The sequence below is a fragment of the Stenotrophomonas sp. GD03794 genome (assembly GCF_029842145.1).
Taxonomy (GTDB): Bacteria; Pseudomonadota; Gammaproteobacteria; order Xanthomonadales; family Xanthomonadaceae; genus Stenotrophomonas; species Stenotrophomonas riyadhensis.
The window spans coordinates 1-14,722 of sequence record NZ_JAOCFV010000057.1; the positions used below are offsets into that span (position 1 = coordinate 1).

At 66.5% G+C, this 14,722-nt stretch carries 12 protein-coding genes; 8 read left to right on the plus strand and 4 right to left on the minus strand.

Going from position 1 to position 14,722, the window contains the following annotated elements; genetic code table 11:
- The 5 genes from N5D91_RS20640 to N5D91_RS20660 all read left to right on the plus strand — a co-directional run.
- Positions 1-537: methyl-accepting chemotaxis protein (locus N5D91_RS20640; protein WP_279922737.1), on the plus strand; the 537-nt coding region annotated here is incomplete at its 5' end.
- Between the two features lie 37 nt (positions 538-574).
- Entirely contained in the window at positions 575-1,444 is an 870-nt protein-coding gene (locus N5D91_RS20645; protein ID WP_014037084.1) for a CheR family methyltransferase, read from the plus strand.
- Positions 1,441-2,037 (plus strand): chemoreceptor glutamine deamidase CheD, encoded by a 597-nt coding sequence (gene cheD / locus N5D91_RS20650; protein ID WP_008264676.1) that lies wholly within the window; start codon positions 1,441-1,443, stop codon positions 2,035-2,037. Before N5D91_RS20645 ends, cheD begins: the two co-directional genes overlap by 4 nt.
- Positions 2,034-3,107 carry a chemotaxis response regulator protein-glutamate methylesterase gene (locus tag N5D91_RS20655; protein ID WP_153854877.1) on the plus strand — a complete coding sequence of 358 codons (1,074 nt, stop codon included), beginning with the start codon at positions 2,034-2,036 and terminating at the stop codon, positions 3,105-3,107. Before cheD ends, N5D91_RS20655 begins: the two co-directional genes overlap by 4 nt.
- A 318-nt stretch (positions 3,108-3,425) precedes the next feature.
- Positions 3,426-4,235 (plus strand): alpha/beta fold hydrolase, encoded by an 810-nt coding sequence (locus N5D91_RS20660; RefSeq protein WP_180847595.1) that lies wholly within the window; start codon positions 3,426-3,428, stop codon positions 4,233-4,235.
- Positions 4,236-4,365: 130 nt separating this feature from the next.
- Here the strand turns inward: N5D91_RS20660 and acnB are convergent, their stop codons facing one another.
- The 3 genes from acnB to N5D91_RS20675 are packed head-to-tail and all read right to left on the minus strand — an operon-like array spanning position 4,366 to position 7,630.
- Entirely contained in the window at positions 4,366-6,957 is a 2,592-nt protein-coding gene (gene acnB / locus N5D91_RS20665; protein ID WP_049424625.1) for a bifunctional aconitate hydratase 2/2-methylisocitrate dehydratase, read from the minus strand.
- Positions 6,958-7,000: 43 nt separating this feature from the next.
- Entirely contained in the window at positions 7,001-7,399 is a 399-nt protein-coding gene (locus tag N5D91_RS20670) for a type II toxin-antitoxin system VapC family toxin (protein ID WP_008267153.1), read from the minus strand.
- Between the two features lie 6 nt (positions 7,400-7,405).
- Positions 7,406-7,630 carry an AbrB/MazE/SpoVT family DNA-binding domain-containing protein gene (locus tag N5D91_RS20675; protein WP_005409505.1) on the minus strand — a complete coding sequence of 75 codons (225 nt, stop codon included), beginning with the start codon at positions 7,628-7,630 and terminating at the stop codon, positions 7,406-7,408.
- Positions 7,631-7,932: 302 nt separating this feature from the next.
- Here N5D91_RS20675 and acnA point away from each other — a divergent pair, with 302 nt between their 5' ends.
- On the plus strand, positions 7,933-10,686 hold the full coding sequence (acnA, locus tag N5D91_RS20680; protein WP_153854880.1) for an aconitate hydratase AcnA: 2,754 nt from the start codon (positions 7,933-7,935) through the stop codon (positions 10,684-10,686).
- 129 nt (positions 10,687-10,815) lie between these two features.
- Here acnA and N5D91_RS20685 read toward each other — a convergent pair whose 3' ends face one another.
- Entirely contained in the window at positions 10,816-12,366 is a 1,551-nt protein-coding gene (locus tag N5D91_RS20685; protein WP_032129837.1) for a BCCT family transporter, read from the minus strand.
- Between the two features lie 170 nt (positions 12,367-12,536).
- Here N5D91_RS20685 and betI point away from each other — a divergent pair, with 170 nt between their 5' ends.
- Entirely contained in the window at positions 12,537-13,127 is a 591-nt protein-coding gene (betI, locus tag N5D91_RS20690; RefSeq protein WP_110712191.1) for a transcriptional regulator BetI, read from the plus strand.
- 38 nt (positions 13,128-13,165) lie between these two features.
- Positions 13,166-14,638: a betaine-aldehyde dehydrogenase gene (betB, locus tag N5D91_RS20695; RefSeq protein ID WP_110712190.1), complete on the plus strand. Its 1,473-nt coding sequence runs from the start codon at positions 13,166-13,168 to the stop codon at positions 14,636-14,638.
- The last annotated feature ends 84 nt before the right edge of the window (positions 14,639-14,722 follow it).

Consider the following 14,722-nt stretch of genomic DNA (forward strand, 5'->3'; position numbering starts at 1 on the left):
CGCGGCTTCGCCGTGGTCGCCAGCGAAGTGCGTACCCTCGCCCAGCGCTCGGCTGCGGCCGCCAAAGAGATCAAGGGCCTGATCGATGATTCGGTCGGCAAGGTCGCCGAAGGCTCCAGCCTGGTGCACCAGGCCGGCAGCACCATGGGCGAGATCGTCGCCTCGGTGCAGCGCGTCACCGACATCATGGCCGAGATCTCCGCCGCCTCGCAGGAACAGTCGGCCGGCATCGAGCAGGTCAACCAGACCGTGGTGCAGATGGACGAAACCACCCAGCAGAATGCGGCGCTGGTGGAAGAAGCCACCGCCGCTGCACGTGCAATGGAAGACCAGGCCGCACAGCTGGCTGATGCCGTAGCGATTTTCCGCCTCGACAACCAGGTCTCGGCCGCAGTGAAGGCCGTGGCCGCGCGCGTCGAGCCGGCCCGCGTCACCACCGTGGCGCGTCCGCAGCCGACCAGCACGCCCACCCCGGTTCGCCGCAGCAGCAACGCCAGCACCTTCGTCGCCAGCGAAAGCGACTGGCAGGAATTCTGAGACCCACCCGCGGCGGCTTCGGCCGCCGCCTCTGCCGATGGACACGTCCCCCGTGCAAAGTCCTACTCCCATCGTCACCGGCCCGCGCGAATTCGAGTTCGCCGACCGTGATTTCCGCCGCGTGTGCGACCTGATCTACCAGCGCGTGGGTATCGCCCTCGCGCCGGCCAAGCGCGACATGGTCTATGGCCGCCTGTCGCGCCGCCTGCGCACGCTGGGCATGCGCAGCTTCCAGCAGTATCTGGACCATCTGGAGCAGGAAGACGGTGACGAGTGGCAGGCGTTCACCAACGCGCTGACCACCAACCTGACCTCGTTCTTCCGCGAGCCGCACCACTTCGACAAGCTGCGCGAGGAGCTGCAGCAGCGCTCCAGCCGCACACCGCTGCTGCTGTGGTCGTGCGCCGCCTCCACCGGCGAAGAGCCCTACTCGATGGCGATCACTGCCTGCGAAGCCTTCGGCACCCTGAAGCCACCGGTACGCATCATCGCCACCGACGTCGATACCCAGGTGCTGGCCACCGCCGGCCGTGGCGTCTACAACATCGACCGCGTCACCAGCCTCGATCCGGACCTGCGCCGTCGCTACTTCCAGCGTGGCAGCGGCCCCAACGAGGGCCAGTGCCGTGTGCTGCCGGCGCTGCGCGAGCTGATCGAGTTCCGCCCGTTGAACCTGCTTGCCCCCCGCTATGACGTCGGCGGCCCGTTCGACGCACTGTTCTGCCGCAACGTGATGATCTACTTCGACAAGCCGACCCAGCGCGCGATCCTCGGCCGTCTGGTACAGCACCTGGCCGACGACGGCCTGTTGTATACCGGCCACTCGGAGAACTACCTGCACGCCGCCGACCTGATCCAGCCCTGCGGACGCACCCTGTACCGCCGTGCGGCAAAGGCAGGCGCATGAACGCATCGCTGCGCACCGATGATGTGATGCGTTACCAGGACGCGCGCTTCAAGACCATTGCGGCCAAGCTGCTGCCGACCCAGTACCTGGTGGTCGATGACACCACTGCGCTGACCACCACGCTGGGCTCCTGCGTGGCGGCCTGCCTGCGCGACCCGGTGCTGAAGATCGGCGGCATGAACCATTTCCTGTTGCCCGAGGGCAACGCCGGCGATGGCGCGCCCGCGCGTTACGGCAGCTACGCGATGGAACTGCTGATCAACGACATGCTCAAGCGCGGCGCGCACCGCAAACGCATCGAAGCCAAGGTGTTCGGTGGCGCCAACGTCCTGAAGGGCTTCACCAGCAACCCGGTCGGCACCCGCAACGCCGAGTTCGTGCGCCAGTACCTGCAGGCCGAGCACATTCCGATCATCGCCGAGGACCTGTGCGGCATCCATCCGCGCAAGATCTGGTTCTTCGCCGATACCGGCCGCGTGGTGGTGCAGCGTCTGCCGCATGCCCATGAAGCCGAAGTGGCTGCGACCGAATCGGCCGTGCGTGCACGCCTGTCCAAGGCCCCGGTCACCGGTGGCGTGGAGCTGTTCGAATGACCCTGACCGGCAACGCCCCCTGCCGGGTCCTGATCGTCGACGACTCCGCCGTCGTGCGCCAGATGCTCACCGAGATCCTGTCCAGCGATCCGTCCATCGACGTGGTCGGCACCGCCGCCGACCCGCTGCTGGCACGCGAGAAGATCAAGCGCCTGGCCCCGGACGTGATCACCCTGGACGTGGAAATGCCGCGCATGGACGGGCTGGCGTTCCTGGAAAACCTGATGCGCCTGCACCCGCTGCCGGTGGTGATGATCTCCTCGCTGACCGAACGCGGCGCCGACACCACCCTACAGGCGCTGGCGCTGGGTGCGGTCGACTTCGTCTCCAAGCCGAAGCTGGACGTGGCGCGCGGCCTGCAGGGCTACGCCGACGAGATCATCGCCAAGGTCAAGATGGCGGCGCGCTCACGGGTGCGCCCGCTGGTGCGTGCGGCCGCTCCGAAACTCCTGCTCGAAGCAGCTCCTGCAATGCGGCCAGCTGCACCGCAGTTCCGCACCACCGACCGGCTGATCGCAATCGGCTCATCGGCCGGTGGCACCGAAGCGCTGCGTGTGGTGCTGGAAGGCATGCCCGCCGACGGCCCGGCCGTGGTGATGACCCAGCACTTGCCGGCCAGCTTCAGCAGTGCCTTCGCCGAACGCCTGGACCGGCACTCGGCGATGGCCGTGCGCGAGGCCAGCGATGGCGAAGCAGTGCTGCCTGGCCATGCCTACCTGCCACCCGGCGGCAAGCACCTGCGGATCATCCGCGACGGTGCGCGCTGGCGCTGCCGCGTCGACGATGGCCCGGCGGTGAACCGGCACAAGCCCGCGGTGGACGTGCTGTTCCGCTCGGTCGCGCAGAACGCCGGCGGCAACGCCATCGGCGCCATCCTCACCGGGATGGGCGATGACGGCGCACGCGGCCTGCTGGAGATGCGCCAGGCCGGCGCACCCACACTGGTGCAGGACGAGGCCACCAGTGTGGTCTGGGGCATGCCGGGTGCAGCGTTCAAGCTCGGCGCCGCCGAGGAGCAGGTGCCGCTGGAACGGATTGCCGAACGCTTGCTGGCGCTGGCGCGCGGTTGATGGGGAGCTGTAGAGCCGAAGGCAACGGCAGGAGCCGTTGCCAACGTCGCTTGCGACGGCCCGCAGGGGGCCGGGCAAGGACGCCCGGCATAGCCCATGCTCGGCTCAGCATCAGGCCAAACACACCGACCAGACGTCGCATTCAACCCGTTCGATCTGGCAATACCGTCGGACACTGGCATTTCACTAGTGCTGCTTACGCACATGCATGACGCAATCACCTCGTTTGCACCCGGGGGGGAACCTCGTCGATCTGCCACATTGGACGTGCATCCCCCACCCGCCGCAGCGTGAGACTCCCTTCCATGGAGCCTCCCCTTGCCCCTTCTCACTCATCACGATATCGGCACCGGCTTTCCCATCGTCCTTGGCGGCAGCTATCTCTGGGGCCGCAGCATGTGGGCGCCCCAGATCCAGCTGCTGTCGCGACGCTACCGCCTGATCATTCCGGAACTGCCCGGACACGACAACGATCTGCCCCTGTCAGCCGCCCTCACCACACCGGCGTGCCTCGCACGCGAAGTCGGCCGTTTGCTGGATGCGTTGGACATCCGGCAGTACGCGGTGGCCGGGCTCTCGGTGGGCGGCATGTGGGCAGCGGAACTGGCACTGCAGCGCCCCGAACAGGTCCGCTCGATGATCCTGATGGACACCTACCTCGGTGCGGAACCGGAGGCGTCACGGCAGCGCTATTTCGGCATGCTCGACCTGATCGAACAGCTGGGCTGCATCCCCGAAGCGATGGCCGAACAGATCGTGCCACTGTTCTTCCGCCCGGGCATCGCCACCGACGATCCGATCCGGTTGCTGTTCCGGCAACGGCTGCTGTCCTGGCCCCGCGAGCGCCTGTTGAATGCGGTAGTGCCGCTCGGCCGCCTGATTTTCGGCCGCCCGGATCGATTGTCGGCATTGAAGGATCTGGACCCGGAAACAACACTGATCCTGAGCGGCGAACTGGATCTGCCGCGCCCCCTCACCGAGGCGCGGCAGATGGCGGAAAGGATCGGCTGCCGCCTGCAATCGATACCTGACGCCGGCCACATCTCCACGTTGGAGAATCCGACCTTCGTCAGCGTCCAGCTCGATGCCTGGCTGCAGCGCTCACTCTCGCTGGCACCGTCCTGCTGACGCGCAGGCAAGGGAAACAGCCGCCTGGCAGGGGTTCGGCTCTACACGTCTCACCCAACAAAAAACCCCCGGCGCTCACCGGGGGTTCTTCGTTTCAACGGCGTGCCGGCCAGCGGCCGGCGTTACCGCATCAGGCAGCGACCGTCTTGGCCACGTCCTGGTATTCCTCGATCTGGTCGAAGTTCATGTAGCGGTAGATCTCCGCACCATTGGCGTTGATCACGCCGATGTCCGCCATGTACTCCTCCTTGGTCGGGATACGGCCCAGGCGCGAGCAGATCGCCGCCAGTTCCGCCGAACCCAAGTACACGTTGGTGTTGCGGCCCAGGCGGTTCGGGAAGTTGCGGGTCGAGGTCGACATCGCGGTGGAACCTTCACGGATCTGCGCCTGGTTGCCCATGCACAGCGAGCAGCCCGGCATTTCCATGCGTGCGCCGGTGGCGCCGAAGGTGCCGTACACGCCTTCCTTGGTCAGCTCCGAAGCATCCATCTTGGTCGGCGGGGCCACCCACAGGCGGGTCGGCAGGTCACGCTTGCCTTCCAGCAGCTTGGCAGCCGCACGGAAGTGACCGATGTTGGTCATGCACGAACCGATGAATACTTCGTCGATCTTGGCGCCGGCCACTTCGGACAGGGTCTTCACGTCGTCCGGGTCGTTCGGGCAGGCCACGATCGGCTCGTGGATGTCGGCCAGGTCGATCTCGATGACAGCGGCGTACTCGGCGTCGGCATCCGGCTCCAGCAGCTCCGGGTTGGCCAGCCACGCTTCCATCTTCTCGATACGGCGCTGCAGCGAACGCGGGTCCTGGTAACCCTCGGCAATCATCCACTTCAGCAGGGTGATGTTGCTGTTGAGGTACTCGATGATCGGCTCCTTGTTCAGGCGCACCGAGCAACCGGCCGCCGAACGCTCGGCCGAAGCGTCGGACAGTTCGAACGCCTGTTCGACCTTCAGTTCCGGCAGGCCTTCGATTTCCAGGATGCGGCCGGAGAAGATGTTCTTCTTGCCAGCCTTGGCCACGGTCAGCAGGCCCGACTTGATCGCGTACAGCGGGATCGCGTTGACCAGGTCACGCAGGGTCACGCCCGGCTGCATCTTGCCCTTGAAGCGCACCAGCACCGACTCCGGCATGTCCAGCGGCATCACGCCGGTGGCAGCGGCGAAGGCAACCAGGCCCGAACCGGCCGGGAACGAAATGCCCACCGGGAAACGGGTGTGCGAGTCACCACCGGTGCCGACGGTGTCCGGCAGCAGCATGCGGTTGAGCCAGCTGTGGATCACGCCGTCGCCCGGGCGCAGCGAGACGCCGCCACGGGTGGAGATGAACTCCGGCAGGGTATGGTGGGTCTTCACGTCCACCGGCTTCGGGTAGGCGGCGGTGTGGCAGAACGACTGCATCACCAGGTCGGCCGAGAAGCCCAGGCAGGCCAGGTCCTTCAGCTCGTCGCGGGTCATCGGGCCGGTGGTGTCCTGCGAGCCGACCGAGGTCATCTTCGGTTCGCAGTAGGTGCCCGGGCGCATGCCCTGGCCTTCCGGCAGGCCACAGGCGCGGCCGACCATCTTCTGCGCCAGCGAGAAGCCCTTGCCGGTATCGACCGGCTGCACCGGCAGGCGGAACAGGTCGGTCGGGGCCAGGCCCAGCGCTTCGCGCGCCTTGCCGGTCAGGCCACGGCCGATGATCAGCGGAATGCGGCCACCGGCGCGCACTTCGTCGAACAGCACTTCGGACTTGACCTGGAACTCGGCGATCACTTCACCGTTCTTCAGCGCCTTGCCTTCGTACGGACGCAGCTCGACCACATCGCCGTGCTCCATCTTCGACACGTCCAGCTCGATCGGCAGTGCGCCGGCATCTTCCATGGTGTTGTAGAAGATCGGGGCGATCTTCGAACCCAGGCAGACGCCACCGGCGCGCTTGTTCGGGATGAACGGAATGTCATCGCCGGTCCACCACAGCACGCTGTTGGTGGCCGACTTGCGCGAGGAACCGGTGCCGACCACGTCGCCGACGTAGGCGACCAGGTGACCCTTGTCCTTCAGCGACAGGATCTGCTGGATCGGGCCGCGCTTGCCGTCTTCTTCCGGGGTGAACGGCGCGTCGTCGCGCTTGTTCTTCAGCATCGCCAGGGCGTGCATCGGGATGTCCGGGCGGGTGGTCGCGTCCGGCGCCGGCGACAGGTCGTCGGTGTTGGTTTCGCCCGGCACCTTGAACACGGTGACGGTCAGGCTCTGCGGCACTTCCGGATTGCTGGTGAACCACTCGGCGTCGGCCCAGCTCTGCAGCACGGCCTGGGCGTTGGCGTTGCCCGCCTTGGCCTTTTCCTGCACATCGTGGAAGGCATCGAACACCAGCAGAGTCTTCTTCAGACCGTTGGCGGCGATGGTGCCGACGCTGGCATCGTCCAGCAGCTGCACCAGCGGAGCGACGTTGTAGCCGCCGAGCATGGTGCCCAGCAGTTCGGTGGCGCGCTCGCGGCTGATCAGCGGGTTCTGCTCGCTGCCCAGGGCGATCGCCGCCAGGTACGAGGCCTTGACCTTGGCCGCGTCGTCGACGCCGGCCGGCACGCGGTGGGTCAGCAGGTCGAGCAGGAACTCGGCCTCGCCCTGCGGCGGGTTCTTCAGCAGTTCGATGACATCGGCCGTCTGCTGCGCGCTCAGCGGCAGCGGCGGGATGCCAAGCGCAGCGCGCTCGGCGACGTGGTGGCGGTAGGCTTCCAACATGACAACTCCCGGGTAATGCGTAGGTTGAAAAAACAAAGTGGGCTCAGGCTTGCGGCACGATCAGCTTCAGGCCCTTGAAGTAGTCGCGGTAAAACGTGTCGTTCCAGGTGATCAGGCCATCGCACTGCAACAGTGCGTGGGCGCCGACCATGAATTCGTCCAGGCTGCGGCGGCTGCCGCTGCGCTGGCGGTGGCGACGGTGCATCTCGCCGGCACGCAGCGCCGACTTGGCTTCCATCGGATTGAAGTGCACGCCCATTTCTTCCAGCGCTTCCAGCACCTCGGCACCGCCACGCAGCGATGCGCAGACCTCGGCCAGGGTCGCGCCGCAGACCACCACGCGGCCACCGACCAGGCTCTGCCTGAGGATGGCTTCCACGGCATCGGCCTGCGGACCATTGCTGAGCAGCTCGACCAGCACCGGAGAGTCGACGGCGATCATCACGGCTTATTCCTCGTCACGCACCGCGCGTACCGCTGCGTCGGACGATTCGAAACCGTCCAGCGCGAACTTGCCGCGCGCCCGTGAAATGGCATCGTCAACACTCTTGCGCAGGATGATGCGGCTGCCGTCCAGTTCGACCTTCAGCAGCGTGCCCTTGGTCAGGCCGAGGGCATCACGCACCGCCTTGGGCAGGGTGATCTGTCCGCGTTCTGCAACAGTGGCTTCCATCGGTAGGCCCTCCAGAGTATGCACAAATTATACATACTTCCCCGGGCATACTTCCACCCTGAACAGGACCGGCACCCCGCCAGCCCTTGCCTCGCAAAGGATCGGCCACAAACGTGACATACGCCATACACCTTCCCCTGTAGTCTGGAACCGATGCCGCAGGCCGGAACCCGGCCCGGATGAATCCATTCAGTCTGGGGTTCATACTGGGACCACCGGGGCCGTCAGGCCCGCGGCGACCGCAAGCAGGTCCGCCCATGCGCGGGCCACTGCAAGCCATCCGCAAGAAGGAGTTACCCCGCATGAGCGATTCGTTCTCCACCCGCAGCCAGCTGAATGTCGGCGGCAAGACCTACGACTACTTCAGCCTGCCCACGCTGGGCCAGCGCTTCGATATCTCCCACCTGCCCTACTCGATGAAGATCCTGCTGGAGAACCTGCTCCGGCACGAGGACGGCGGCGTCACCGTCGGCAAGGACCACATCGAAGCCGTGGCCCGCTGGAACCCGGCCGCCGAGCCGGACACCGAGATCGCCTTCATGCCGGCGCGCGTGGTCCTGCAGGACTTCACCGGCGTGCCCTGCGTGGTCGACCTGGCCGCGATGCGCGACGCAGTGGTCAAGCTCGGCGGCTCGCCGGAGCAGATCAACCCGCAGATTCCCTCCGAACTGGTCATCGACCACTCGGTGCAGGTCGACGTGTTCGGCAAGCCGGACGCGCTGGACCTCAACGGCAAGATCGAGTTCCAGCGCAACCAGGAACGCTACGGCTTCCTGCGCTGGGGCCAGAAGGCCTTCGACAACTTCAAGGTGGTGCCGCCGAACACCGGCATCGTCCACCAGGTGAACCTGGAGAACCTGGCCCGCGTGGTGATGACGGCGGACAAGGACGGCAAGGCGGTCGCCTACCCCGATACCGTGTTCGGTACCGACAGCCACACCACCATGATCAACGGCATCGGCGTGCTGGGCTGGGGCGTGGGTGGCATCGAAGCGGAGGCGGCCATGCTTGGCCAGCCGTCGTCGATGCTGATCCCGCAGGTGGTCGGCTTCAAGCTGACCGGCAAGCTTCCCGAAGGCGCCACCGCCACCGACCTGGTGCTGACCGTCACCCAGATGCTGCGCAAGCTGGGCGTGGTCGGCAAGTTCGTCGAGTTCTACGGTGACGGCCTGCAGCACCTGCCGCTGGCCGACCGTGCCACCATCGGCAACATGGCGCCGGAATACGGCGCCACCTGCGGCATCTTCCCGATCGACGCCGAGTCGCTGAACTACCTGCGCCTGTCCGGCCGCAGCGAAGAGCAGATCGATCTGGTCGAAGCCTATGCCAAGGCACAGGGCCTGTGGCACGAACCGGGCAGCCCGCATGCGCAGTACAGCACCACGCTGGAACTGGACATGGGCACGGTGAAGCCGTCGCTGGCCGGCCCGAAGCGCCCGCAGGACCGCGTGCTGCTGGAAGACGTGCAGAAGAACTACCGCGAAGCCCTGGTCGGCATGACCGCCAACCGTGACAAGCGCAGCGACGACGTCTCCTCGTTCGTCAACGAAGGCGGCGGCGCCGCGGTCGGCAACGAGCAGCTGGCCAAGGGCTTCGCCGACATCGAGATCGAGAACCGCAAGGTACGGCTGAAGGATGGCGCGGTGGTCATCGCCGCCATCACCTCGTGCACCAACACCTCCAACCCGGCGGTGATGATCGGCGCCGGCCTGCTGGCCCGCAATGCGGCCGCCAAGGGCCTGAACCGCCAGCCGTGGGTCAAGACCTCGCTCGGGCCGGGTTCGCGCGTGGTCACCGACTACCTGGAAAAGGCCGGTGTACTGAAGGAGCTGGAGAAGATCGGCTTCTTCGTGGTCGGCTACGGCTGCACCACCTGCATCGGCAACTCCGGCCCGCTGCCGACCGAAGTCAGCGCCGGCATCGCCACCGGCGACCTGGTCGTCACCTCGGTACTGTCCGGCAACCGCAACTTCGAGGGCCGCGTGCACCCCGAAGTGAAGATGAACTACCTGGCCAGCCCGCCGCTGGTGGTGGCCTATGCCATCGCCGGCACCACCGACATCGACCTGACCACCCAGCCGCTGGGCACCGGCAGCGATGGCCAGCCGGTGTTCCTGCGCGACATCTGGCCGAGCAACAAGGAAATCGGCGATGTCATCGCCGCCACCATCGGCCCGGAGATGTTCAAGCAGAACTACGCCGACGTGTTCAAGGGTGACACCCGCTGGAACACCATCGCCTCGCCGGACGGCAACCTGTACGAGTGGAGCGATGCCTCCACCTACATCAAGAACCCGCCGTACTTCGATGGCATGACCATGCAGACCGGCAGCATCGACGACGTGCACGGCGCACGCGTGATGGGCCTGTTCGGCGATTCGATCACCACCGACCACATCTCTCCGGCCGGCAACATCAAGAAGGACTCGCCGGCAGGCCGCTTCCTGCAGGAGCGCGGCGTGCAGCCGGCCGACTTCAACAGCTACGGCAGCCGCCGCGGCAACGATGACGTGATGGTCCGCGGCACCTTCGCCAACATCCGCATCAAGAACCTGATGTTCGGTGGCGAGGAAGGCGGCAACACCCTGTACTACCCGGCCGGCGGCGGCCAGCCGGAGAAGCTGGCGATCTACGATGCGGCCATGAAGTACAAGGCCGACAAGGTGCCGCTGGTGGTGCTGGCCGGCAAGGAGTACGGCACCGGCTCGTCGCGTGACTGGGCGGCCAAGGGCACCCTGCTGCTGGGGGTGAAGGCGGTCATCGCAGAGAGCTTCGAGCGCATCCACCGCTCCAACCTGGTCGGCATGGGCGTGCTGCCGCTGCAGTTCCGCAACGGCGAGAACGCACAGAGCCTGGGCCTGGACGGTTCGGAAGTGATCGACATCACCGGCCTGCAGGACGGTGCCAGCAAGCGCGCCACGGTCACCGCGACCAAGGCCGACGGCACCAAGAAGACCTTCGAGGTCTCGGTGATGCTGCTGACCCCGAAGGAAGTCGAGTACTTCCGCCACGGCGGCCTGCTGCAGTACGTGCTGCGCCAGCTGGCCAGCAAGTAACGGCGCGGCTGCGCCCGATTGAGGAAAGGGCCGGATCCTTGCGGATCCGGCCCTTTGCGTTTGCGGTGCTCCCTTCGGCTGCTTCTGCGCCAACAGCAGCCGAGCATGGGCTCGGCTCTACAGAAGCGCTCAGCGGCGCGGTGCGTCCGGGTCGGTGCGCAGGGCCTTCAGCAGGCCCCACATGTAGAACGCCAGGGTGAACGAGAACGGCAGGCCGCACAGCACCACCGCGGTCTGCATCGCACTGAAGTTGCCGGCCAGCAGCAGGCCGACGCTGGCCACGGTGATGCCGGCCGCCCAGAACACGCGCAGCCAGATCGGCGCGTCATGCCCGTCTTCCACGCCATCATCAACGCGACGGGTGCACAGGTTGGCGATCATCAGCGTGCCCGAATCGACCGGGGTCAGGAACAGCACGAAGCCGATCACCACCGCAGCACCGGCCACGTACGGCGCGGCGGGCAGGTACTCCAGCAGCTTGAACAGCGTCATCGCCGCATCATGCTGGGCCACGTCACCCAGGATCGCCTGGCCGTGATTGAGCACCAGATCGATAGCCGTGTTGCCGAAGATCGACAGCCACGCCAGGGTGAAGCCGAGCGGGATCAGCAGCACGCCCATGATCACTTCGCGGATGGTGCGGCCACGCGAGATGCGCGCCACGAAAAGACCGACGAACGGCGCCCAGGCGATCCACCACGCCCAGTAGAACAGCGTCCACGAGCCCATCCACTCACGGCCCTTCGGATCGTTGAGGTACATGTCGAAGCTCTTGCGCACGAATGCGCCGAGATAATCGCCGGTGTTCTGGATCAGGCCATCGAACAGGTGCAGGGTCGGGCCGGTGACCAGCACGAACAGCAGCAGGCCGCACAGCAGGCGCACGTTGAGGTTGGAGAGCCAGGCAATGCCCTTCTCCACACCCGCCACCACGCCGATGGTGGCCACCACCATCATCACCAGCACGATCGCCACCAGCACCTGCGGCGTATCCGGAATGTGGAACAGGTAGACCAGGCCGGACTGCACCACCAGCGCGCCGATGCCGAGGTTGGTCACCATCGAGATCAGCGTGGCAAGGATGCCGAAGCCATCGACCATGTCGCCGATGCGGCCATGGATGCGCTCACCGAAAATCGGGTACAGCGCCGAGCGCAGCGCCAGCGGCAGGTCGCGGCGGTAGGCGAAATAGCCCAGCGCCACGCCGACCAGCGCATACAGCGCCCAGCCGTGCAGGCCCCAGTGCAGGAAGGTCAGCACCATCGCCTCGCGGCCGGCGGCCACGGTCCCGCCGGGCTGCCCGGGCGGATTGAGGAAATGGTCCAGCGGCTCGTAGGCGCCGTAGTACAGCAGCGCGATGCCGATGCCGGCCGAGAACAGCATCGACACCCAGGCCACGTAGCCGAACGCCGGTGATTCCTCGTTGTGGCCCAGGCGGATGCGGCCGTACGGCGAGAACGCCAGCCACAGCACGAAGCCCAGGCACAGCACGATCAGCAGCATGTACCACCAGCCGAACGCCGCCGAGACTTCGGCCTGCGCCCACTGCAGCCAGTGCTCGCTGCTTTCGGGATAGAGAACGGTAAGCAGCCCGAGGATGCCGATCGACACCGAGGAGCTGAAGAAGACAAAACGGTTCAAGCGCAGGGGCGAACGCTTGGGATGAGCCAGGGAAGACATGGGGTCGTCTCATCAAGTCCGAGGGAGCACATGGGCGGGGCCGGACCGGTAAACCGGGCCCATGGCGTGGGGCGCGAGCGCATCCTAGGGTTTATTGATTGAACGTTCAATCAATAAAAAGCATAATGGCGGGCAGCCCGATCCTTCGGGTCGCAATCCGTGGAGAGACAATGCCGAAGAAAGGCGTGGAACCGGTACGGCGCGAACAGCTGATCCGGGCCACTTTCCAGACCATCGACGAGATCGGCATGGCCGATGCGACCGTCGCCACCATCGCGAAGAAGGCAGGGCTGTCCAGCGGCATCGTCGCCCACTACTTCGGCGACAAGGACGGCCTGCTCAATGCTGCAATGCGGCAGATCCTGCGCGAACTGAAGGACGCAGTGGCCCGCTACCGCGCCGGCGCCGGCGACGACCCGCGCGAGCAACTGCGCGCCATCGTCGACGGCAACTTCGACGACAGCCAGATCAACGGCACCGCGATGCGCGTCTGGCTCACCTTCTGGGCTGCGAGCATGCACCAGCCGGAACTGGCCCGGCTGCAGCGCGCCAACGACCAGCGCCTGTTCTCCAACCTGTGCCACCAGTTCAACCGCCTGCTGCCCCACCCGCAGGCCCGCCTGGCCGCCCGTGGCCTGGCCGCGATGATCGACGGCCTGTGGCTGCGCGGCAGCCTGGTCGGCGGCCAGTTCAACGCCGAGAAGTCCCGGCGCATCGCTTACGGCTACATCGACTTCCAGTTGCAGGCTGTCGCGCTATAAGCGCTTCAGCACCCGCCCCCTTCCAAGGAGTACGCCCCATGACCACCCTGCCCGTCCAACAGCTCTACATCCACGGCCAGCGCGTCGACGCCACCAGCGGCAAGACCTTCAAGACCGTCAACCCGGCCACCGGCGACGTGATCGCTGAAGTGCAGGTCGCCAGCCAGGCCGACGTCGAACGCGCCGTGCAGAGCGCGGCCGAAGGCCAGAAGGTGTGGGCCGCGATGACCGCCATGGAGCGTTCGCGCATCCTGCGCCGCGCGGTCGAAATCCTGCGCGAGCGCAACGACGAACTGGCGCACCTGGAAACCCTGGACACCGGCAAGGCGCTGGCCGAAACCACCACCGTGGACATCGTCACCGGTGCCGACGTGGTCGAGTACTACGCCGGCCTGGCCACCGCCATCGAAGGCATCCAGCTGCCGTTGCGTGAATCGAGCTTCTTCTACACCCGCCGCGAGCCGCTGGGCGTGGTCGCCGGCATCGGCGCCTGGAACTACCCGGTCCAGATCGCCATGTGGAAGTCGGCCCCGGCCCTGGCCGCCGGCAACGCGATGGTGTTCAAGCCGTCCGAAGTGACCCCGCTGACCGCGATCCGGCTGGCCGAGATCTACACCGAAGCCGGTGTGCCGGCCGGCGTGTTCAACGTCGTGCAGGGCCCGGGCCGCGAGATCGGCCAGTGGCTGACCGAGCACCCGGTGATCGAGAAGATCTCCTTCACCGGCGGCGTCGCCACCGGCAAGAAGGTCATGGCCAGCGCCGCGTCCTCGTCGCTGAAGGAAGTGACCATGGAGCTGGGCGGCAAGTCGCCGCTGGTGATCTGCGATGACGCCGACCTCGACCGCGCCGCCGACATCGCGGTGATGGCCAATTTCTTCAGCTCCGGCCAGGTCTGCACCAACGGCACCCGCGTGTTCGTGCCGCGCAGCATGCTGGCCGCGTTCGAAGCCGCTGTGGTCGAGCGCGTCAAGCGCATCCGCATCGGCGACCCGATGGCCGCCGAGACCAACTTCGGTCCGCTGACCAGCTTCCCGCACATGGAAAACGTGCTGCGCTACATCGAAAGCGGCAAGGCCGAAGGCGCTCGCCTGCTGACCGGCGGCGGCCGTGCCACCGAAGGCGCGCTGGCCAATGGCGCCTACGTGCTGCCGACCGTGTTCTCCGACTGCCGCGATGACATGACCATCGTCAAGGAAGAGATCTTCGGGCCGGTGATGAGCATCCTCGCCTACGACGACGAAGACGAAGTGGTGCGTCGTGCCAACGACACCACCTTCGGCCTCGCCGCCGGTGTGGTCAGCAAGGACGTCAGCCGCGCCCATCGCATCATCCACCGCCTGGAAGCCGGCATCTGCTGGATCAACACCTGGGGCGAATCGCCGGCCGAAATGCCGGTTGGCGGCTACAAGGAATCCGGCGTCGGCCGTGAGAACGGCATCTCCACCCTCGGCCACTACACCCGCATCAAGTCGGTGCAGGTGGAACTGGGCGACTACGCCAGCGTGTTCTGATCGGCGCGCCGCGAGCGCGCACCTTCGTCCGGCCACCGCGCCGATCCGACATTCCGCCGGGACGCCTGCACGCAGCGCGCCCCG

Bases quoted from the DNA above. Each gene is read 5' to 3' on its own strand.
- N5D91_RS20645 (WP_014037084.1), top strand. From the start codon at position 575: ATGGACACGTCCCCCGTGCAAAGTCCTACTCCCATCGTCACCGGCCCG.
- cheD (WP_008264676.1), top strand. From the start codon at position 1,441: ATGAACGCATCGCTGCGCACCGATGATGTGATGCGTTACCAGGACGCG.
- N5D91_RS20655 (WP_153854877.1), top strand. From the start codon at position 2,034: ATGACCCTGACCGGCAACGCCCCCTGCCGGGTCCTGATCGTCGACGAC.
- acnB (WP_049424625.1), bottom strand. From the start codon at position 6,957: ATGTTGGAAGCCTACCGCCACCACGTCGCCGAGCGCGCTGCGCTTGGC.
- N5D91_RS20670 (WP_008267153.1), bottom strand. From the start codon at position 7,399: ATGATCGCCGTCGACTCTCCGGTGCTGGTCGAGCTGCTCAGCAATGGT.
- N5D91_RS20675 (WP_005409505.1), bottom strand. From the start codon at position 7,630: ATGGAAGCCACTGTTGCAGAACGCGGACAGATCACCCTGCCCAAGGCG.
- acnA (WP_153854880.1), top strand. From the start codon at position 7,933: ATGAGCGATTCGTTCTCCACCCGCAGCCAGCTGAATGTCGGCGGCAAG.
- N5D91_RS20685 (WP_032129837.1), bottom strand. From the start codon at position 12,366: ATGTCTTCCCTGGCTCATCCCAAGCGTTCGCCCCTGCGCTTGAACCGT.
- betI (WP_110712191.1), top strand. From the start codon at position 12,537: ATGCCGAAGAAAGGCGTGGAACCGGTACGGCGCGAACAGCTGATCCGG.
- betB (WP_110712190.1), top strand. From the start codon at position 13,166: ATGACCACCCTGCCCGTCCAACAGCTCTACATCCACGGCCAGCGCGTC.